This is a genomic window from Novosphingobium sp. SG919, from assembly GCF_012932495.1.
GTDB classification, from domain to species: domain Bacteria; phylum Pseudomonadota; class Alphaproteobacteria; order Sphingomonadales; family Sphingomonadaceae; genus Novosphingobium; species Novosphingobium rhizosphaerae.
Genome location: NZ_JABCNG010000001.1, coordinates 1,833,763 through 1,854,545 on the forward strand (window position 1 = coordinate 1,833,763; position 20,783 = coordinate 1,854,545).

Annotated in this window: 13 protein-coding genes; 9 read left to right on the forward strand and 4 right to left on the reverse strand. The window is 65.9% G+C overall.

Annotation, left to right across the window (positions count from 1 at the left end):
- Positions 1 to 139: 139 nt before the first annotated feature.
- From FHT19_RS08240 to FHT19_RS08250, 3 genes are all read left to right on the forward strand, one after another.
- Positions 140 to 3,160: a TonB-dependent receptor gene (locus FHT19_RS08240; protein WP_169474551.1), complete on the forward strand. Its 3,021-nt coding sequence runs from the start codon at positions 140 to 142 to the stop codon at positions 3,158 to 3,160.
- 105 nt (positions 3,161 to 3,265) lie between these two features.
- Entirely contained in the window at positions 3,266 to 4,816 is a 1,551-nt protein-coding gene (locus FHT19_RS08245; RefSeq protein ID WP_248290318.1) for a tryptophan halogenase family protein, read from the forward strand.
- Between the two features lie 46 nt (positions 4,817 to 4,862).
- Complete coding sequence (locus FHT19_RS08250; protein ID WP_169474552.1) at positions 4,863 to 5,783, forward strand: ROK family protein; 921 nt, start codon at positions 4,863 to 4,865, stop codon at positions 5,781 to 5,783.
- 32 nt (positions 5,784 to 5,815) lie between these two features.
- On the opposite strand, the gene FHT19_RS08255 is transcribed toward FHT19_RS08250, so the two are convergent.
- On the reverse strand, positions 5,816 to 7,006 hold the full coding sequence (locus tag FHT19_RS08255) for an ROK family transcriptional regulator (RefSeq protein ID WP_211184749.1): 1,191 nt from the start codon (positions 7,004 to 7,006) through the stop codon (positions 5,816 to 5,818).
- Positions 7,007 to 7,232: 226 nt separating this feature from the next.
- On the opposite strand from FHT19_RS08255, the gene FHT19_RS08260 reads away from it, so the two are divergent.
- A complete protein-coding gene (locus FHT19_RS08260) occupies positions 7,233 to 9,836 on the forward strand; it encodes a glycoside hydrolase family 3 protein (RefSeq protein WP_248290319.1) in 2,604 nt (867 codons plus the stop codon).
- Positions 9,837 to 9,882: 46 nt separating this feature from the next.
- Here the strand turns inward: FHT19_RS08260 and FHT19_RS08265 are convergent, their stop codons facing one another.
- Positions 9,883 to 11,226, reverse strand: a complete 1,344-nt coding sequence (locus FHT19_RS08265; RefSeq protein WP_348981749.1) for a sugar porter family MFS transporter — start codon at positions 11,224 to 11,226, stop codon at positions 9,883 to 9,885.
- A gap of 161 nt (positions 11,227 to 11,387) precedes the next feature.
- On the opposite strand from FHT19_RS08265, the gene FHT19_RS08270 reads away from it, so the two are divergent.
- From FHT19_RS08270 to FHT19_RS08280, 3 genes are read left to right on the forward strand one after another with little or no spacing between them, the layout of a single operon-like run.
- Positions 11,388 to 14,819 carry a LamG-like jellyroll fold domain-containing protein gene (locus tag FHT19_RS08270; RefSeq protein ID WP_169474554.1) on the forward strand — a complete coding sequence of 1,144 codons (3,432 nt, stop codon included), beginning with the start codon at positions 11,388 to 11,390 and terminating at the stop codon, positions 14,817 to 14,819.
- Positions 14,816 to 16,279, forward strand: a complete 1,464-nt coding sequence (locus FHT19_RS08275) for a carboxylesterase family protein (protein ID WP_169474555.1) — start codon at positions 14,816 to 14,818, stop codon at positions 16,277 to 16,279. Before FHT19_RS08270 ends, FHT19_RS08275 begins: the two co-directional genes overlap by 4 nt.
- Positions 16,276 to 17,037 carry a GDSL-type esterase/lipase family protein gene (locus FHT19_RS08280; protein ID WP_248290320.1) on the forward strand — a complete coding sequence of 254 codons (762 nt, stop codon included), beginning with the start codon at positions 16,276 to 16,278 and terminating at the stop codon, positions 17,035 to 17,037. Before FHT19_RS08275 ends, FHT19_RS08280 begins: the two co-directional genes overlap by 4 nt.
- Here the strand turns inward: FHT19_RS08280 and FHT19_RS08285 are convergent.
- Positions 17,030 to 18,121 (reverse strand): putative zinc-binding metallopeptidase, encoded by a 1,092-nt coding sequence (locus tag FHT19_RS08285; protein WP_168555072.1) that lies wholly within the window; start codon positions 18,119 to 18,121, stop codon positions 17,030 to 17,032. The genes FHT19_RS08280 and FHT19_RS08285 overlap by 8 nt on opposite strands.
- Positions 18,122 to 18,282: 161 nt before the next feature.
- Between FHT19_RS08285 and FHT19_RS08290 the strand changes: the two genes are divergently transcribed.
- Positions 18,283 to 18,543 (forward strand): hypothetical protein, encoded by a 261-nt coding sequence (locus tag FHT19_RS08290; protein WP_169474556.1) that lies wholly within the window; start codon positions 18,283 to 18,285, stop codon positions 18,541 to 18,543.
- Between the two features lie 44 nt (positions 18,544 to 18,587).
- On the opposite strand, the gene FHT19_RS08295 is transcribed toward FHT19_RS08290, so the two are convergent.
- The gene (locus tag FHT19_RS08295; RefSeq protein WP_169474557.1) at positions 18,588 to 19,031 is read right to left on the reverse strand and encodes a hypothetical protein; all 444 of its coding nucleotides are present in this window, start codon (positions 19,029 to 19,031) and stop codon (positions 18,588 to 18,590) included.
- Between the two features lie 283 nt (positions 19,032 to 19,314).
- Between FHT19_RS08295 and FHT19_RS08300 the strand changes: the two genes are divergently transcribed.
- On the forward strand, positions 19,315 to 20,187 hold the full coding sequence (locus FHT19_RS08300; RefSeq protein WP_169474558.1) for a hypothetical protein: 873 nt from the start codon (positions 19,315 to 19,317) through the stop codon (positions 20,185 to 20,187).
- Positions 20,188 to 20,783: the final 596 nt, after the last annotated feature.

Sequence of the window (20,783 nt, forward strand, 5' to 3'; positions counted from 1 at the left end):
TGATTAACAATGCGAAATTTCGCTTCATTTCAGAAATGTTCAGAAAGCGTTTGACGCAAACCGCATGAGCGGGCAAATAGATAAAACAAAATTGTTTAATCGTAAGCAAAGCCTACGATCTTCAGGAGAGGAAACTTCGATGCGATCCTTTGCGTCTCGTTCCCGCGTGCTGTGTCACGCGGCATCGGTTATCGCGCTCGCCGCGCCAGCGCTGGCATCGGCACAGTCGACCGATACCGCTGCCGCTGCTGACAGCGCTGCCGCCACGCCCGAGGAAGCGATCATCGTCACCGGCATTCGCGCCTCGATCGCCCGCGCGATCGACGTGAAGCGCAACAGCGCCAGCGTGGTGGACGCGATTTCCGCGCAGGACATCGGCAAGCTTCCCGACGTGACGATCTCGGACTCGCTGCAGCGCATTCCGGGCGTGCAGATCCGCCGCGACGCGGGCGAAGGTGCCGGCGTCAACGTGCGCGGCCTGCCCCAGGTCCAGACCCTGCTCAACGGCGAAGCCTATCTGGGCGCCAACTCGATCACCACCACCCAGCCCAATTTCACCGACATCCCCTCGCAGCTGTTTTCAGGCGCGAACGTGATCAAGTCGCCCACCGGCTCGCTGATCGCGTCGGGCATCAGCGGCACGATCGATCTGCTCACGCGCCGCCCGTTCGATTTCAAGCAGGGTCTTTCGGGCGCCGCCGCCGTCGAAGGTTCCTATGGCGACAAGGCCAAGAAGTGGAACCCTTCGGTCAACGGCCTGCTCGCCTGGCGCGGCGATGACGTCGGCTTCCTGGTTTCGGCATCGTACTCCAAGGTTGACCTCTCGAACTCCTATTCGGGCATCCAGCGCGACTACGGCGGCCGCCTCGCCAATGAATCGATCGGCGACGCCACGAGCTATGGCGGCTTCCGCTTCGACGATCCCACGCGCGGTACGTCGATCCTGTCGGGCGGCAACGTCACCGGCGTGGACGTGAACGGCGATGGCGACGCCAACGACACCTATTTCTCGCCCCAGGCGCACACGGGCTGGAACCGCATCACCTCGCGCGAACGCTTTGGCCTCAACGGTTCGTTCCAGGCCCACCTGAACGACAAGCTCGACCTGGTCGCCGACGGGTTCTACACCAAGCAGACGCAGTACGATCGCACCGCCGGCTTCCAATTCCAGGCGGTGAACTGGCAGGCGGCCGATTTCGTGCCGGGCCATTCGCGCGATACTGGCGTGAAGATCAATGGCTACAACTTCAACGTTGTAGACCAGTACAACTACACCCTGCAGAATTTCGACAGCTATTCCGAAACTGGCCGCACCAAGTCGGACTCGATCAACCTCAACCTGGAACTGCGCTATAACAGCGGGCCGTTCAAGGCGACGTTGCGCGGCCTTTACGGCAAGGCGCACAAGAACTTTGACGACAGCTATTTCCAGCTGAGCCTGTCGAACGGCAAGCAGTGGTTCAACGGCGTGGGCCACTATCCGGCGGCGCTGGGCGGTGATCGCACGTTCAACCCGCTGGGCTATACCTATAACACCCTGCCGGCCACGATCGACTATCGCGGCGACATGCCCAACTTCAACCTGCCCAGCGCGCTGGCGAGCAACCTGTCCAACCAGGCGGCCTATGGCTTCAAGACCACGTCTTCGGAAAACAACTACCGCTCCAATTCCGACCTCAAGGTCGCGCGCTTCGACGCCAGCTATGAGTTCTCGCCCGATATCTCGTTCGATTTCGGCGCGCGCTATGGCGAACGCGGGGCGGAAGCCTATTACTTCGATCGTGCGGCCCCGCTTTACGGCGGCCAGGGTGCGTCCGACGCGAATGGCTGCTATGTGAAGTGGAAGGCCTTCGACGTCCAGATGAACAACAGTGGCTGTTCGGCGGGCGATGCCAACGGGTTCTACACCGCTGGTCTGACGCGCCTGGGCAATGACGCGACGATTTCCAAGTACCTCAAGAAGTACAACGTGCCCGTGGGCGGCGTCGGCTCGTTCTACGCGCTCGATCCGCACGCGATGGACGATGCCCTGTCGTTCCAGAACAGCTTCTATCCCGGCAACAAGGAATTCGTCATTCCGGGCCGGTCGTACTCGATCAACCTGCACCAGAAGTCTGCCTATGGGCAGCTCAACTGGAACACCGAGATCGGTGGCATGGCGCTGCGCGGCAACGCCGGCCTGCGCGTGATCAACACCACGTTCAACGTGCGCCAGAACATCTCGGGCCCGGGCCAGCCCTATGGCCTCCCGGCCAGCGACGTGGGTGACATCTATACCCACCGCTCGTTCACCGACTGGCTGCCGGCGCTCAACGCCTCGCTCGACGTGACCGAAAAGTTCCGCGTGCGCGCCGCGTTCTCTAAGAACATGACCCTGCTCGATCTGGCGCAGTGGGGCGGTGGTCTTGACCTGAACTATGCGATCGACACCACGTTCAACCCGCCGATCTTCCGCGTTTCGGGTGGCAATTCCAACGGCAACCCCGCACTCGATCCGTGGCGGTCGACCAACTACGAACTCTCGTTCGAATATTACCTGAACCGCACCAGCCTGGTGAGTTTCGGGCTCTATCGCATGGACATCAAGAGCTTCGTCAAGACCGACACCGTGAAGCGGACGGACCTGCCCGATCTCGATGGCGTGGTGCGCAGCACCGTGTTCATCAACTCGCAGGTCCAGGGCACCGGCGGCTATCTCCAGGGCCTGGAAGCGGGCGCCAAGATCGGCTTCGACTTCCTGCCCGGCGCGCTGAGCGGCTTTGGCGTGGACCTGAACTATACGCTGTCGGACTCCAACGCCGGTGGCACCGACCTGACCGGCAAGAAGCTGCCGTTCCAGGACAATTCCAAGCACCAGGTCAACGCCGCACTGTGGTTCGAAAAGTATGGTCTCCAGGCCCGCGTCGCCTGGAACTATCGCTCGGCCCGCGTCGAACAGACCAACTTTGCCGGCGTCACCGGGCTTACGCTGATGCAGGCGCCGACCAACTATGTCGACGCATCGGTCTCGTATGACTTCAGCAAGCGCCTGACGATCTATGCGCAAGGGTCGAACCTGACCGGCGAACACGAGCGGTACTACCTCTCGTTCCCCGACCAAAAGGCCTTCAACAACATCTATGAACGCCGCTTCCTGATCGGGGCGCGGACCAAGTTCTAATCTGCTTGTCACACGAGGCTTCATAACCGAACCTCCCGACTGACCCGCCGTCCACTTCCTCCCCGGACGGCGGGTCTTTTCGCTTCAAGCCCACAAGGTGTTGCCATGATCGACATGCCAGCCGCACAACAAGCCCAGCCAATTCGCCAGATCGTGATCGCGGGCGGCGGCACGGCCGGGTGGATGGCGGCGTGCTATTTCGCCGGGCGTCTGGCGCGCCAGGGCGTGGGCATCACCGTGGTGGAATCGAGCGCGATCGGCACGGTGGGCGTGGGTGAAGCCACGGTGCCGGGCATCCGCGACTATTTCCGCGCGATCGGCGTTTCGGAAATCGACGTGCTGCGCGCCACCGGTGGCACGGTCAAACTAGGCATCGAATTCCAGGATTGGGCCCACCCCGGCCACCGCTTCTTCCATCCGTTCGGCTTGTACGGCATGCCTTCGCGCGGTGTTCCGTTCCATCAATACTGGCTCAAGCTGCACCATGCCGGCCAGGGCCATGACCTTGGCGAATACAGCCTGTGCACCCAGATGGCGGCGCGCGGCGCGTTCATGCTGCCGCCCGAAAAGCCGGTCAACGATCTGGCGGTGTTCGACTGGGCGGTGCATTTCGATGCCAGCCGTTTTGCCGCGATGCTGCGCGGCCGCGCCGTGGCCCAAGGCGTTCGGCATATCGACGACGTGATCGTTGACGTGGCGCTCGACGGCGAGAGCGGCCATATCGCCCACTTGGTCACTCAGGATCATGGCACCATCGACGGCGACCTGTTCATCGATTGCACCGGCTTTCGCTCTTTGCTGCTGGGCAAGGCGCTGGGCGTCGAATGGAATGACTGGACGCACTTGCTGCCGTGCGACCGCGCCGTGGCCATTCCCTGTGCGGCCGATACATCGCGCGATTGGCCCTATACCGTCAGCACCGCGCGCGAGGCCGGCTGGCAATGGCGCATTCCGCTGCAGCACCGCGTGGGCAACGGCTATGTCTATTCCAGCGCCATGCTTTCCGACGACGAGGCGACCGCCAAGCTGCTGTCCCGCCTGGAGGGCGAGACGCTGGCCGAGCCCAACCTGATCCGCTTTGGCGCCGGGCACCGCGCGCGTTTCTGGGCGGGCAATTGCGTGGCGATGGGGCTGGCGGCGGGCTTTCTCGAGCCGCTGGAATCGACCAGCATCACCCTGATCCAGACCGCGATCGAGCGGCTGGCCGATTTCTTTCCCGATGCCCATTTCGATCCGGCGCTGGCCGACGAATTCAACCGTGCGACGCGGCTGGAATATGCCCGCATCCGCGATTTCCTGATCCTGCATTACCTGGGCAACCGGCGCCTGGGCGAACCGTTCTGGGACCGCCTGCGCGATGCCGAGGTGCCCGAGATGCTTGCCCACAAGCTGCGCCTGTTCCGCGCGCGCGGCCGGCTGGTGCGCTATGAATGGGAAAGCTTTCTCGATCCCAGTTGGCTGTCGATGTACGCCGGCTTCGATTGGCTGCCCGCCGCGCACGATCCGATGGCCGATCACTTTACCGACGATGAAATTGCGCAAGCGCTGCGCCGCATGCGCGAAACCGTGGCTTCGGCTGCGGCCAGCGCACGGCCCCATCGCGATTTCATCGCGCATATTGCCGCAGGAGCGCCTGTCAGCCCGATTGCGGCCTGACATGGCCCACCGGCGCCCTCCATCTTGTAAAAAGGACGTTTGAGACATGGTTGAAGTGCGCCTTGCCGGAATCGAATTGGGCGGCACCAAGTGCATCGCCAGCCTGGCCAGCGCCGATGGTACTATTCTCGAGCAAGAGACCCTGCCCACCCTGGCACCGGAACAGACCCTGCCACCGCTCGCCGCCCTGCTGGCCAAGTGGCGCAGCGCCGGGCCGCTGGCGGCAATCGGCGTTGCTTCGTTCGGGCCGGTCGAACTTGATCCCGCAGCGCCCAACCACGGGCATATCACCAGCACGTCAAAACCCGGTTGGCGCGACACCGACGTGCTGGGCGCACTGCGCGCCGGGCACGATGGCCCCTGGGGTTTCGATACCGATGTAAACGCGGCCGCCGTGGCCGAAGGCCGCTGGGGCGCCGCGCAAGGGCTGGCCGACTATGCCTATGTCACCGTGGGCACCGGGGTGGGCGTGGGGCTGATCGTCAACGGCCTGCCCACGCGCGGCCTGGCGCATTGCGAACTGGGCCACATTCGCGTGGCACGGCGCAGCGGCGATGCCTGGCCGGGCGCATGCCCCTATCACGGCGATTGCGTGGAAGGGCTGGCATCGGGCCCGGCGATCAAGGCCCGGCTGGGCGAGCGCGCGATCCACGCCATCGCATCCGATGATCCGGTGTGGGACGAAGTGGCCCACCCCCTGGCGCAAATGTGCCACACGATGCTGTTGACCACGGCGCCGCGTCGCATCCTGTTCGGTGGTGGCGTGATCCAGGGACAGCCGCAATTGATCGGCATGATCCATGCGGCCCTGCGCGAAAGCGTGGCGGGATACATGACGGTGCCGGAAGCTGCGGATTTCTGCTGCGCACCGGGCCTGGGCGACAAGGCCGGGCCACTTGGCCCCGTGGCACTCGCGCTGGCAGCGCTCGACCATCATGCCCAGGCAGGAGCGCGGGTGGCAGCGTGACTCTGCCGGCAGGTATCGCCCGGGTCGGCGCGTCAATCCGCCGCGTCGGCCGTCCACAGCACCCGCGCGGCGGGCAGCAGGAAATGGCTGAACGGCAGGATCGCCGCGCCCACCGCCGGGGCATCTTCGGCCAGAAGCGCGCGTTGCACCGGAGACAGCACGGGAACATGCCGTCCGCGCTGTTGCAGCAAATGGTTGAGCCGATCGGCCAAGGCATCGACCCATCGCGCCGGCAGGCGGCCACCCACGAAAACCGCGGCCGGATTGATCAGGCAATTCACCGCAATCAGCGGATCGCACAGTTCTTCGGCGGCGCTTTCCACCCAGGCGGTCATCGGCGCATCGAGCCGCGGATCGTCAGGATTGCCGCGCAGGTCGCTTACCGCAAGGCCGGCGGCATCAAGCGCCCGGCGGACGCCGGAAAGCGAGACGGTATCCTGCACCTGGTGCGGGGCCTGGCCTTCTGCCCGCGCCAGCAGGAAACCGATTTCACCGCTACGCCCATTGGCACCGCGGAAATAGGCCCCATCCACGACCAGGCCGCCGCCCAGGCCCGACGACACCAGGATGTAGAAGAAGCTGGAACAGGTTTGCCCATGGCCGAGTTGCTGTTCGCCCATGGCAGCGGCTGCCGCATCGTTTTCGACGAAGATCGGCAGATCGAACGGCCCCTGGAAAACCGCAGCGAGGTCAGTCGTTTCCCAGCAGGCGAAATCGGCGGGGCGGCCGGGCAGATCGACCAGGCCGAAATCGTCGGGCTTGGCCACGCCGACGCCCACCAGACGCTTTGGATCGACGCCAGCCTCGTCCAGCAAGCGGTGGATCGACCCACAATAGAGCGCGCGCACATCGGCGGGCATGGGAAAGGCGATATCCTGCGTCACGCCGGCAACCACGGCACCGGTGAAATCCACCAGAACGAGCGTGATATGATCACGATCGATATTGACGCCGATGGCATAGCAAGCGGTGCGGTTGATAACCAGGCGCGTGGCCGGCTGTCCGCGACCGCCGCGCCGCTGGCCAGCGTCTTCGATCAGGCCGTCTGTCATCAGGCGCTTGGTGATGTTGGCGATGGCCGGTGGCGTCAGCCCCGTGATCCGCGCCAGATCGATGCGCGTGAGCGGGCCGTTGACGCGGATGGCGTGCAGCGTGACGCGCTGGTTGTGATCGGCCGCCCGTTCGAGATTGGTGCCGGACAGGCGGATTTGATCGCCCGCCATTACGCCCGGCCCTGCCGCAAGGCTGCCATCCGGGGCGGTTTCAACCTGATCATCGTGCCTCGATCCCATTTCCGTCTAATGCCACGCGCCGCCCGCGACACAACGTAGAAACGTACGCCCACGTGCCAAAATCGCGCCAGCTGGTCTTATTCTGGTCATTACTGGCATAGCCCGGCGCAGAAAACCAAAAAATTATTTCAACTTTCTTTAATTAAGGATGCCTAGAATGGTCCGTTCCCTGCTCCAACCCGGCCGGCACCTGCCCAACCGCCAGCGGCCGCTTCGCGCGAACCGCATCGGCACGCACACCGCCATGGCCGCCCTCGCCCTGGCTCTGGTGGCCGGCACCGGCACACCTGCCGCCGCGCAGGCGGCGCCTGCTGCCCCAACGGACGCGGCGGCCAAGGCGCATCCCGATCTCTGGCCGCGCGCGCAATGGCCCTGGCGCGCCGACCCAGCCATGGAACGCCGCATCGCTGCCCTGGTCAAGCGGATGACCTTGGAAGAAAAAGTCGGGCAGATCCTCCAGGCCGACCTTTCGACCGTCACGCCCGAAGACGTGCACCGTTATCATCTGGGCTCGGTGCTAAACGGCGGAAATGCCGGGCCGGGCGGCAACGATTATGCCCCGGCGCCGGAATGGCTCAAGCTGGCCGACGCATTCTACGATGCCTCGGTCGACAAGCGTGACGGCGGCGTGGCCATCCCCGTGATGTGGGGCACCGATGCCGTGCACGGGCACAGCAACATCGTGGGCGCCACGCTGTTTCCGCACAATTCCGCACTGGGTGCCACGCATGACCCGGCGCTGTTGCAGAAGATCGCCGCCGTGACTGCCGCCGAAGTGCGCGTGACGGGCATCGACTGGACCTTTGCCCCCACGATCACTGTGCCGCAGGATACCCGCTGGGGCCGCGCCTATGAAGGCTATTCCGAAGATCCGGCACTGGTGGCTAGCTATGCCCGGCCCTTCATCGAAGGGCTTCAGGGCAAGCCCAATTCCGGGCCAGTGCTGGCCGGGCCGCACGTGATTGCCACCGCCAAGCACTTCCTGGCCGATGGCGGCACGTTCGAGGGGCGCGACCAGGGCGATGCGGTGATCGACGAAACCACGCTGATCAAGGTGCACGCTAAGCCCTATGTCAGCGCGATCGATGCCGGTGTCCTGTCGGTCATGGCCAGCTTTTCAAGCTGGCACGGCGTGAAGATGACCGGCAACAAGAGCCTGCTGACCGATGTGCTGAAAAAGCGGATGGGCTTTGCCGGGCTGGTGGTGAGCGACTGGAACGCGCACGGCCAGGTGGCTGGTTGCAGCAACGCCTCTTGCCCGCAGGCGGTGAACGCCGGGATCGACCTGTTGATGGCGCCAGACAGTTGGAAAGCGCTGTATCACAGCCTGATTGCCCAGGTGCGGGACGGCACCGTGCCGATGGCCAGGCTGGACGAAGCGGTGGGTGCGGTGCTGCGCGTAAAAATGCGCGCCGGCCTGTTCGAGGCGGGGCGCCCCTCTTCCCGTCCGCTGGCCGGGCAGTTCGATCTACTGGGCAGCGCCGCCCACCGCGCGGTGGCGCGCCAGGCCGTGCAGGAATCGCTGGTCCTGCTCAAGAACCAGGGCGGCCTGCTGCCGCTTTCGCCCAAGTCCCGCATCCTGGTGGCGGGAGACGGCGCCGACGACATCGCCCGTCAATCGGGCGGATGGACGCTGTCCTGGCAAGGCACCGGGCTTGATCCCAAGCTGTTCCCCGGCGCCACCACGCTTTGGCAGGGAATCGATGCAGCTGTGCGCGGGGCCGGTGGCACGGCCACGCTTTCGCCCGATGGCAGCTTTGCCGGGCCAAAGCCGGATGCGGCGATCGTGATCTTTGGCGAAACGCCCTATGCCGAATTCCAGGGCGACGTGCGCAGCCTGCAACTGAAGCCCGACCAGCGTGCCCCGTTGGAAACCATGCGCAAGTTGAAGGCGGCCGGCGTGCCGGTGGTGGCCGTGATGCTGACCGGGCGGCCGCTCTATACCAATCCGTTCCTCAACACCGCCGATGCCTTTGTGGTGGCGTGGTTGCCCGGCTCGGAAGGCGCGGGCCTCGCCGATGGACTGCTGCGCAAGGCCGATGGCAGCGTGGCCCACGATTTCACCGGTCGCCTGCCGTTCCGCTGGCCGATGACGGGGGTGCCCGGCGGCCCCACGCTCTATCCCCTCGGCCATGGCCTTTCGCTCAAGACGCCGGTGGCGGCATGGACGCCGCTGCCCGAACAATCGGGCGTGGACGACAGTGCGGGCAGCACTACCGAATATTTCCAGAAAGGCGTGCCGACGCCGGGCTGGTCGTTGGAAATCCAGAACCCGGCCAGCGGCGGGATCACCCGGATCACCAGCGTGCCGGCCAACGTGGCCGATAGCGGTGTGGCGATCACCGCCACCGATTACCAGGTGCAGGAAGGCGCGCGCACTTTTGCCTTTTCCGGCACCAAGGGCGAGGCTGCCCTGGCCTTGACCACCCACGCGCCGGCCGATCTTTCGCGCGAGACCAATGGGGAAATGATGCTGGTGGCCACGATCCGCCTGGACGCCAAGCCGACCGCACCGGTGACCCTGGCCATGCGCAGCGGCGCACAGACCGCGCGCCTGCCACTGGGCACGCTGGACATGCTGCCGCGCGGTAGCTGGACCACGCTGGGCGTGCCGCTGCAATGCTTGCGCAAGGCCGGCGCCAGCGTCGGCGCAGTGGATGCGCCACTGATCCTGTCCACGCCCGGCGCCATGACGGTGAGCCTGGCGCGGGTGAAGCTGGGCATGGACGCGCAAGTGCGTCTGGATTGCGCCACGCATTGACGCCAATGGCGGGCGGGACCAGCCGGGGCCCCGCCCGCCCCATCAATCAGTGTGAGAGACGCGTGGCGAGCTCTTCCAGATCGACCCCGCGCGTTTCGGGGAAGAACCGCCAGACCACCACGGCCTGCACCGCCATCGCGACCGCGAAGACCACGAAGGGCAGGCTTTGCGTGAACTGCGCCACCACCGGAAAGGCGAAACTGATCGCGGCATTGAGCACCCAGTGCGTGGTGCTGCCCAGCGCCTGCCCGCGCGCGCGGACCGGCGTGGGGAAGATTTCCGACAGATAGACCCAGATCACCGCGCCTTGCGAAAAGGCAAAGGCAGCAATGAACAGCACCAGCAGCGGCAGAAGGAACTGCGCCCCGCTGCCCGTGGCATAGATCGCGGCAACGCCGGCCAGGGCCACCGTGGTGCCGACCGCACCGGTGAGCAGCAACGGGCGGCGGCCGATGCGATCGATCACGGTCATGGCCACCATCGTGGCGATCAGGTTGGTCAACCCGATGGCAACCGCCTGAAGATCGGCGGAAACCCCGGTGAAGCCGGCAGCGGCGAAAATGTCGTTCAGGTAATAGAGGATGGCGTTGATGCCCGACAACTGGTTGAACGCGGCAATCGCCAGGGCCAGAAGGATCGGCCGACGGTGGCGCCGCCATTCCAGGCGAGCGTGGCCCTGATCGGCCGAATCTAGCGCCAGCGCTTCAAGCCCAAGCCGCTTGGCTGCCGCTTGTGCGGCCTGCGCCCGGCCCTTGGTGGCCAGCCAGCGCGGGCTTTCGGGAATGCCCGGCATCATGGCCACGAAGAACAGCGCCGGAAGCGCGGCAATGCCCAGCTTGGCGCGCCAGGCCAGGTCGGCCGGAAGGGACAGCGCCAGCAGCCAGTTGCTGCAATAGGCGAGCAGGATGCCGGCGACGATATTGAACTGGAACATGGCGACCAGGCGCCCGCGCCGCGCCGCGGCGCTGACTTCGGAAATATAGACCGGCGCCAGCACCGATGATCCGCCGATGGCGAGGCCACCCAGGAAGCGGAACGCCACAAACACGCCCATACCGCCTGCCAGGGCCGAACCGATCGCCGAAATCAGATAGGCGACGCCAATCCAGATCAGCACGCGGCGGCTGCCCAGGCTATCGCCGAGCCGCCCCGCGACGCTCGCCCCCACCAGCGTGCCCCACAGCGCCGAGGAGACGGCGAAGCCCAAGCCCGTTGCCGAAAGTGCGAAATGGTGGCGCAAGGCCTCAGTCACCCCGGAGATCACCGCGGTATCGAAACCGAACAACAAACCGGCAAGGCTGGCGGCCACCGCCGCCTTGAGCGCGGCACCGCGCATGGGCTGGAGCGTCGGTCCCCCTGCGCCAGCACCGCCCTGGACATTTGCGTGCATTGCTCTCTCCCAATGAATAATTCAATTTGACTTATTAATTCGGTTTGCGTCAAAAAGGAACCGACGATGATGGGATGGCAGGCCGCACGATGCCGCATGCCATACACCGGCGGGCACGCCCGGCCAAGCGGGCGGCTTGCGGATTTGGAGAGGGATTTTCGATGCGTTTTGCCACAAGCCTGCTTGCTGCCACGATCCTGGGCGGAGCAATGGCCCCCGCTGCCATGGCCGCGCCGGTTGCCAACGGCGGCCCGTGGAACGCCGCCGTGCTTCAGGGCGGCATCGGCATTGCCCGTGATGTGCCCGCCGATGCACCGCTGCTGGCCCCGCGCGCGCCGACCGGCTTTGCCACATGGGTGCGGCCGCAGGCGAGCCAAGCCGGCAGCGTGGTCTTGCTGGCGTTGGGCGATCCGGCGGGTGCATGCCGCTGCTTGCTGCTGGTCGATGGCAAGCCGGCGCTGCGCGTTGGCGGCGCCGTGGTGAGCGCGCCGCGCGCGCTGGTGGCGGGCCGCTATGCCCATGTCGCGGGCAGTTGGAACGGCAGCGAGGCGGTGCTCTATGTCGACGGGCAGGAAGTGGCGCGTGGCGCGTTGGCCGATGCCGGCGCCCTGGCGCCCCGCCTGGCACTTGCGCCTGCCCTGCCCGGCAGCCCTCATTTCGGCGGCGATCTGGTCGACGCGCGGATCGAGGATGGCGCTTTGACGGCCCCTGCCGTGCAAGCACTGGTCGCAGCGCGCCCGGATTTCGATCTGGTGCAGATGTGGCATGTGGGCGTGGGTTGGGAATTCCAGAAGACCGCCAACACCGGCTATTGGCGCCAGCAAGACCCATGGACCCTGCCGCAGGGCAAGGGCGGCTTCTCCGCGCCCGTGGCCAAGCCGGCGCCCGCGCTGCCCGCCGCACAACCCGTGGCGCCGGGCCTGTGGCGCATCAACGGCTGGCAACTGGCCGGCGCGCCCGATGTGCCGGGCGCCGATGGCGCTGCGCTGTCGCGCCCCGGCAGCCCCAAGGGCACCTGGCGCGCTGCCACCGTGCCGGGCACGGTGCTGACCACGCTGGTCGATCGCGGGGTCTATCCCGATCCCTATTACGGCCTCAACAACATGCGCATTCCCGAAAGCCTGGCGCGGCAGGACTGGTGGTATCGCACCAGCTTCACCGTGCCGGCCGAGGCGGCGGGCAAGCGGCTGACGCTGAAATTCAACGGCATCAACTATGCCGCGCAGATCTGGGTGAATGGCCAGCAGGTGGGCCAGACCAAGGGCGCATTTGCCCGTGGCGCGTTCACGCTGGTGCCGGTGGCCGGCGAAAACGTGATCGCGTTGCGCGTGTCCCCACCGCCGCACCCCGGCATTCCGCACGAACAGTCGATCAAGGCGGGCGTCGGCGAAAACGGCGGGCAACTGGCGATCGACGGCCCTACGTTCGTGGCGACCGAAGGCTGGGACTGGATTCCCGGCATCCGCGACCGCGACACGGGCCTTTGGCAGGACGTGCAACTGGAAGCCCATGGCGATGTGCGCCTGCTCGACAGCCAGGTGGTGACCGACCTGCCCCTGCCGCGCACCGACAGCGCCGACGTGCTGATCACCGTGCCGCTGCGCAACGATGCCGATACCCCGCGGACCGTGACGGTGCGCGCCGCGTTCGATGACGTCAGTGTGGAACGCACGGTGACTTTGGCGCCGGGCGACGGCGAAGTGCGCTTCACCCCCGCCGATTTCCCGCAATTGCGGGTGAAGAACCCCAGGCTGTGGTGGCCCAATGGCTATGGCGAGCAGGCGCTGCACCCGCTGCACATCACGGCCACCGTCGATGGCTCGGTGTCGGACCGGGCGGAAACCCGCTTCGGCATTCGCGAGGTTTCCTACGATCTTTCGCTGATGGACCATGCCGGCGTGCTGCGCCGGGTGAACGTGCAGACCACCGACGGGCGCCTGGCCGGGCAGAAGCTGATCGACGTGCGGCATGAGGCGATTCTGGAAACCCCGCGCGGCTGGGTGGAATCGCTGACCGCGGCGGGCGAGACGTCGCCCGCCGTGCAGGCGCTGGGCGCCGCCGATACCCTGCCCGAGCCGCACCTGACGATCCGCGTCAACGGCGTGAAGATTGCCGCGCGCGGCGGCAGCTGGGGCATGGATGACGCCATGAAGCGCGTCTCGCGCGAGCGGCTGGAACCCGCGTTCCGCCTGCACAAGGACGCCCATCTCAACATCGTCCGCAACTGGATGGGCAACAATTCCGAGCCGGAATTCTATGACCTGGCCGACGAATACGGCATGATGGTGCTCAACGATTTCTGGCAATCGACCCAGAATTTCCAGGTGGAACCGCAAGACCCGCAACTGTTCCTGGCCAATGCCGCTGACGTGGTGAAGCGCTATCGCAACCACCCCTCGATCATCATCTGGTTCGGTCGCAACGAAGGCGTGCCCTACCCCGCGCTCAACGAAGGGCTGGACGACCTGCTGTTCAAGCTGGACGGCACGCGCTGGTTCACCGGCAGTTCCAACACGGTGAACCTGCAAGGCTCCGGCCCCTACAACTATCGCCAGCCCGAAGGCTATTTCACCGACCTGGCCACCGGCTTCTCGGTGGAGACCGGCACGCCCAGCCTGGCCACCGCCGCGGCCATTGCGCAATATGTGCCCGAGGCCGACCGCTGGCCGCTGAGCGACACGCTGGCCTATCATGACTGGCATTTTTCGGGGAACGGCGACACCAAGACGTTCATGGAGAGCCTCAACCGTCGGTTCGGTGCCGCGACCAGCTTTGCCGATTTCGAGCGCAAGGCGCAGATGATGAACCTGGAAACCCACCAGGCGATGATCGAAGGGTTCCTGGGCCATTTGTGGACCAAGAACAGCGGGCGCCTGTTCTGGATGACCCATCCGGCCTGGACGTCGAACGCTTGGCAGATCTACAGCTCTGACTTTGACACGCACGCCGCCTATTACGGCGCGCAGCGCGCCGCGCGGCCGCTGCATGCCCAGCTCAACCTGCCCGACAATGCGCTGGTGCTGGTCAACACCACGCGCGATGATGTGCGCGGGCTGACGGTCACCAGCACGGTGACCGACCTTGCCGGGAAGGTGCTGTTCTCTCGTCGTGACCGCGCCGATGCGCTGGCCAATCGCGATACCCCGCTCAAGGCCCTGCCGCTCGATGCGATCTTTGCCAAGGTGCCGATGGTCCTCGTCACCCTCAAGGTTGCCGACAAGGCGGGCAAGACGCTGACCGACACGGTCTATTGGCGCGGCAAGGATGAAGATGCCTATCGCGCGCTCAATGCCATGGCGCCTGCGCCGCTGGCGGTGAAAACCACGGCGGCACGCAGTGTGGGGGCTGAGCAGGAAGTGGCCGTGACGCTCACGAACAGCGGCACCACGCCGGCGCTCAACGCGCGCGCCACGCTGGTGGACGCGGCGGGCAAGCGCGTGCTGCCGGCCTATTACAGCGACAACTATGTGGCGGTGATGCCTGGCGAAAGCCGCACGATCACGGTGCGCTGGCCGGCAAGCGCTGGCACGCCCGCAGCGGTGACGCTGGAAGGCTGGAACGTGCCAGCTGCCAGCAGCGGCCTGGCGCAGTGAAGGGGCGGTGTTGGCTGGCGGCGCTGGCGCTGGCCGGCGCACCGGCACTGGCGGCCCCGCCGCCGGTGGCGCAGAGCCAAAGCGGCCCGCTCGTCGGCACGGCCGATGCCGATGGCGTGCTGCGCTTTCGCGCCGTGCCCTATGCCGCGCCGCCGCTGGCAGCCTTGCGCTGGCAACCGCCGCAGCCCCCCGCCCGGTGGACAAGCCCACGCGACGCCACCCATGAGGGCGCGTCTTGCCTGCAGAACGATTATGGCTGGAACCACGCCGATTATGTGCGCGGCAGCGAGGATTGCCTGACGCTCGACATTGCCACGCCATCGCTGGCTGGAAAGCGCCCGGTGATGGTGTGGATCCACGGCGGCAGCAACCGCGCCGGATCGGCCGGCGGCACGGTCTTGAGCGATCCGCCGCACCAGGGCGCGGTACTGGTGGCGATCCAGTATCGTCTGGGTATCTTCGGTTTCCTGCCGCATCGCGCGCTGGCGGCGGAGCAAGGCGGCAAGGCGGGCAACTATGGCCTGATGGACCAGATTGCCGCGCTGCGCTGGATCAAGGCCAATGTGGCCCGCTTTGGCGGCGATCCCGACCGGATCATGATCTTTGGCGAAAGCGCCGGGGCCGAAGACGTCGGCTACCTGCTGGCCAGCCCGCAGACGCGGGGCCTGTTTGCCGCTGCCGCGCTGCAAAGCGGCACGCCAGGCTTCGGCCTGCCGCCGCGTCCGCTGGACGAAGCGCTGCGCCTGGGCGACCAGCTCGACGCCGTACTGGGCACCGACGGTAGCGCAGCGCCCTTGCGTGCGGCATCGCCCCATGCCCTGCTCGAGGCGGACAAGGCGCTGCACGACGGCGTGCTGGAAAGCGATGATTTCATGTGGTTGCGCACCACCATCGACGGCGCCGTGCTGCCCGCCGCGCCCGAAGCGCTGCTGGCCAAGGCATCGCCACGGCCGGTGATCGTGGGATCGAACCGCGCCGAATTCGGCCTGCCTGGCGGGCGGCCGCACCGCGATGGCAACGTGGCCCTGGCGTTCGGGCCGAACGAAGCGCAGGCGCGTGCGTTCTATCGCCTGGATGAGGGCGATCCGCCGGAAGACCCGCGCCTGGGCAGCCGCGACTTGCGCATTGCCACCGATATCCTGTTCCGTTGTCCGTCGGGGCGCATGGCCGATCTGCTCGCCGCGCATGGCTGGCCGGTGTGGCGCTATGAGCTGGACCTGGCTCCGGGCGGCGCACGCAGCTTCCACGGATCTGACATCGGCTATGTTCTGGGCAAGGCCCCCCTGCCCGATGGCAGTTCGTTGCAGGCGCACTGGCTGTCGCTGGCCGCCACGGGGGCGCCGCTGTCCACCTGGCCCGGCTATGCCCCCGCGCGCACCCATCTTGCGATCAGCCCGCAAGGCGTCACCACCGGCCAGGCGCTGACCGACATTCCCTGCCGTTGGAGCCGCTACCTGTGACCACTCCTGCCAATCGCCGCCATGTTCTGGGCCTGATCGCAACCGCTCCGCTGGGCGTGGCGGCCGCATCGCAAACGGCCAAGGCGGCTGACCTTGCCGCAGCGCCCGCTGCCCTGAGCGATGAAGAACGCCGCCGCCTGACCGATTTTCCCTGGCTGGCGCGCTATGCCGCCGACAATGCCCGCGTGATCGCCTCTGGTACACGCGTGAACCTGGTGTTCATGGGCGACAGCATCACCCAGGGCTGGCCCGACAAACGCCCGGCTTTCTTTGCGCACGGGAGCCGCGTGGGGCGTGGCATCGGCGGGCAAACCACCCCGCAGATGGTACTGCGCATGATGGCCGACGTGATCGCCTTGCGCCCCCGTGCCGTCCACATCATGGCCGGCACCAACGACATTGCCGGCAACACCGGCCCGATGACCGCGCAACAGACGCATGACAACCTGGCGGCCATGGCCACGCTGGCCCAGGCCAACGGCATTGCCGTGCTGCTGGGGTCCGTGCCACCGGCCGCCAACTATCCCTGGCGGCCGGGGCTCGACACGGTGACGCCGATCGCGGCTGTCAACCAATGGCTTGCTGCCTATGCGGCGCAACATGGGCACACGTTCGTGGATTACCACACCGCGTTGCAGGATGGCACCGGCGGCATGCGGCCGGGCCTGGCCTACGACGGGGTGCACCCCACCGAAGCCGGCTATGCCACAATGGAGCAGGTGCTGGAACCGATCCTGGCGGCCAAGAGCCTCAGTTGACGCGGCCTGGGTCGGTCCGCGCGGCCTGCACCGTTTCCTGAATGAAACCCAGCTTGGCCACGATCACCTCGGACAAGTGGAACGGGTAGAGATCGGACTGCCCCATCGCGCGGTTCAACGCGTTCATGGCAAAGGACACGGGCGCCATTTCCGTGGCGAGCGCGGCTGCATCGGCGCGATAGGGATCGAACTCCACCGCCACCTGGCCATCGCCGTCGTGCCCGCCAAAGGCCGTGAGCGACAGGTCGAAACCGCGCGCCGTGGCCAGCACGTCCACGATGTGGAGGTAGTGCGCGAAGGTTTCGGCAAAATCCTCCCACGGGTGGCTGGTAGCATAGACGCTGACGAAATCCTCGGTCCAAGGCTGCGCACCGCCGTTGTAATGCGCGGCCAGGGCGGCGGCATAATCGATGCGCTCGTCCCCGAACAGCGCGCGGAACCGCGCCAGACGGTCGGGATCGATCGCCACCAGGCGTGACCAGAAGTGATGGCCCACCTCGTGCCGGAAATGGCCCAGCAGCGTGCGATAGGGCTCACCCATGTCGAGCCGCACCCGCTCGCGATGGGCGTCGTCGGCTTCGGCCACGTCCAGCGTGATCAGGCCTTCGTCGTGCCCGGTGATGATCTTCTTTTCACCGCCCCCGACCGCGTCGGGATCGTACAGAAAATCGAACGCCAGGCCCTGGACGCTGTCGGTCTCCTCCGCCTTAGTTTCCAGCGGCAGACCCAGGCGGATCAAGGTGTGAAACAGGCGCCGCTTGGCTTCCTCCACCCGCGCCCAAAGCGGCGGCACCGCCGGATCGGCCAGATCGGGGATGGTGCGGTTGTGGCGGCAGGCCCGGCACATCCCGTCGTCCACATCGGGTGTGGTCAGCCAGTTGCAGATGCCGAAATCGTTGTTGTTGGCGCAGACCACCAGGTCCGCAGCATCGCCATGGCGATCGCGCCAGGTGGTGCCATTGTCGGCAAGATAGCGAAACCGATCGATGGCCGGATCATAGCCCAGCGTTGCCGTGCAATCGGGGCAGACCCGAACTTCGAAATGATTGAGGCGCAGGCAATTGGGGCAGGCAAAGGGACGCATCGGGACGGCTCCGGCTGGGAAAGGCGGCAGGGTGGGCGGCCAAGGCAGTTGGCGTGGGTGACTACGCCGCGTGCGCTATCCTGTTCCTATGCAGATAGTCCCATTGCAGGGGCGCTGCGCGGTTGCAGCACCGATCGCGATTGGGCACAAGCCCGTACGCCATGAAGAAAAAGCGCCGCTACCTTACCGCCACCATGCCCGATGGCTATGTCAAGACCATCGGGCCGACGACCGATACCTTTACCCATTACTGGCGCATCGTGGCCCAACTGGAAAACGGCAAGACCGAGGTGTTCTGGGGCCACACCCGATCTTTGGCGGACGCCCGGCGCAAGGAAGCCCCCGCGCGCGAGGCTGCGCGCATGCGCGGCTGGCAAAGCCACGTCTTTGAGATTGCCGAACTCGTCGAAACGCCGGGCTGAATGCATGCCAGGGGCAACAACCGCTATCCCTGGCATGCCAATTGTTACTTGAGCACGGCTTCTCGCAGGAGCGTGGTGGAGAGGATCGTGCGGATCGACGCGCGCGAGGCCTGGCCCTGGTTTGCCTGGGCGATCGAACCGAAGATCTTCTTCTGCAGGGCATAGCCATCGGCCACGGAGCGATCGAAGGCCGCCATGTTGGCATATTCCACGGCCAGGATCACGTCGCCCTCGCCTTTGCGCGGCGCGCCGACCAGCAGGACCTTGTAGCTCTTGATCACCCCCGCTTTCTTGAGGGCTTCTTCCTGGGCTTTCCATTCGGTATCGAGCCACTGCAGGTAATCGTCGAAATGGCCATCTGTGGTGGCAATTTCGGAATATTCCCACACAGTTCCGTTTTCGAACACGGGCGCCTCGGGATCGGTGGCGGCAAGTGCAGGCGTGGTGGACAAGGCCAATCCGGCGGCGGCGGCGAGAACAGAGCGCATCGAAAATCCCCCCATCAAAGCATGTGGCAATATCCGCGCCGATCACAAGGCATGTTGCGATCAAGGCCATCGTCGATAACTGCGGACCTGCAGAAAATTGACCGAGGGATTGGCCATTCACAACTGAAAAAATTTGATCTGTGCGCCGCGACAATGTAATCGTTTCCCCTGGGGACGACGGCCGGGCGACCGGCCAACGATCCGATCCCGATGCCGGCGCGCTCCACCGGCGCATGATTGGCATCGGGCATCGGTTGTGATGGGGGGACAGGCCATCGACACCATGAACTGGCCGCCGGCCTGGCGGGCCGTGCTGGCGCATCCGGCGTTCGACAACGCCGGTCGGCAACTGGTTGGCAACATGCTGCTCGCTTGCGAGGAAGACGAGCGGATGGGCGCGGTGTGCAAGGACGCCGGCCGCTATCTTTGCGCGATGTATGCGATGCATCTCGATCCGCGCGGGGGCATCACGCAATCCGCGCTCAAGGCCATTTGCGCCGCATCGGGCTTTCTCAGCGCGGGGCGCGCACGGTCTTTGCTCGCGTTCCTGCAACATCTTGATTTCCTGCGCGCCGCCACGCCGGGCGCCCGGCCGATGCGCTATCACCCCACGCCGCGGTTCCTGGCTGCGTGGCGGCGCCATCTGGAACTGGCGCTGCGCGCGGCGACCTTGCTGGCGCCGGAACTCGATGGCCTGGCAACCCAGTTGACCGACGACACGCTGTTCCGCCGTTTTCTCGACGTGCAGATCACCCGGCTGCACCAGGCCGCGCTTGGCCCAGATCCGGCGCCGTTTGTGCGCGGCTTGTTCCTGCATCCCTATGCCGGCACGCAACTGCTATGGGCGCTATCGGGGCATGGGCAAGGCGACGCACCGTTTCCCCCGCGCGAGCCGGTGCCGATCGTCTTGAGCCACCTCGCCAAGCGCTTTGGCGTCACCCATGTTCATTTGCGCGGTCTTTTGCGCCAAGCCCATGCGCAGGGCATGATGGTCCGGATCGACCGTGGCCGGGTCGAGTGGTCCGCGCCGGGACGCGCCATGGTTCGCGCGCATTTCGCCGCGCAACTGGCAGAATTGATCGACGCGGGCCGCGCGGTTCTACCGCCCGCGCCCGGCACCACCACCGCCAGTCATTTGCTGGAACCCACCGGCTAGGGCGACAACCAAGCCGCCAAGACCAATCGCAACCTGTTTGGATATTGTTGTGGGGCGTTAGCTCCGAAATTGACATTCCTTTACAGGCCAAGGCGCGGACGATGTGCGAAGGGGAAGCATATTCGCTTCGGGACTTGGCTCGTGACCACAAACGCCCACCATCAGCACTGGCAGCACCCGCATTGGCGCATGGCGCCTGACATGCCTCTCGGTCGCGACCGTGGCTATAAGATGGCGTTTATCGTGGGCATCAACAGCGCGCTGTGGGTCGCGATGCTCGCAACGGCCTGGTTCCTCACCCACGGTTGAAGCGCCAGCGCGGAAGCAGCGCCCCCCCTGTGAACTCAACCTAACTGTTGCGCCATTTTGTCGCGCATGCGCCGTGGGTGCGGGATTCAGCCTCATCATCGGGGGATCGTCGATCCTGAAGGCGGGCTGCAGCGCCCGTACAAGCGGCTGGCAGTGGCCATTAGGCCTAACCCCCTCCACCGGGGGAGGCCTGATCGGGCGGGGTGCCTGATCGGCACGTGATCCACACCCTTGGACCGCCCGAGCATGCCCTTCGCCGAACACCCCAAGCCCAGACAAAGCGTGGT

What these genes read in the sequence shown, in the direction of transcription:
- FHT19_RS08240 (WP_169474551.1), top strand. Translation starts at nt 140, where the DNA reads ATGCGATCCTTTGCGTCTCGTTCCCGCGTGCTGTGTCACGCGGCATCG.
- FHT19_RS08245 (WP_248290318.1), top strand. Translation starts at nt 3,266, where the DNA reads ATGATCGACATGCCAGCCGCACAACAAGCCCAGCCAATTCGCCAGATC.
- FHT19_RS08250 (WP_169474552.1), top strand. Translation starts at nt 4,863, where the DNA reads ATGGTTGAAGTGCGCCTTGCCGGAATCGAATTGGGCGGCACCAAGTGC.
- FHT19_RS08255 (WP_211184749.1), bottom strand. Translation starts at nt 7,006, where the DNA reads ATGGCGGGCGATCAAATCCGCCTGTCCGGCACCAATCTCGAACGGGCG.
- FHT19_RS08260 (WP_248290319.1), top strand. Translation starts at nt 7,233, where the DNA reads ATGGTCCGTTCCCTGCTCCAACCCGGCCGGCACCTGCCCAACCGCCAG.
- FHT19_RS08265 (WP_348981749.1), bottom strand. Translation starts at nt 11,226, where the DNA reads ATGCACGCAAATGTCCAGGGCGGTGCTGGCGCAGGGGGACCGACGCTC.
- FHT19_RS08270 (WP_169474554.1), top strand. Translation starts at nt 11,388, where the DNA reads ATGCGTTTTGCCACAAGCCTGCTTGCTGCCACGATCCTGGGCGGAGCA.
- FHT19_RS08285 (WP_168555072.1), bottom strand. Translation starts at nt 18,121, where the DNA reads ATGCGTCCCTTTGCCTGCCCCAATTGCCTGCGCCTCAATCATTTCGAA.
- FHT19_RS08290 (WP_169474556.1), top strand. Translation starts at nt 18,283, where the DNA reads ATGAAGAAAAAGCGCCGCTACCTTACCGCCACCATGCCCGATGGCTAT.
- FHT19_RS08295 (WP_169474557.1), bottom strand. Translation starts at nt 19,031, where the DNA reads ATGCGCTCTGTTCTCGCCGCCGCCGCCGGATTGGCCTTGTCCACCACG.
- FHT19_RS08300 (WP_169474558.1), top strand. Translation starts at nt 19,315, where the DNA reads ATGAACTGGCCGCCGGCCTGGCGGGCCGTGCTGGCGCATCCGGCGTTC.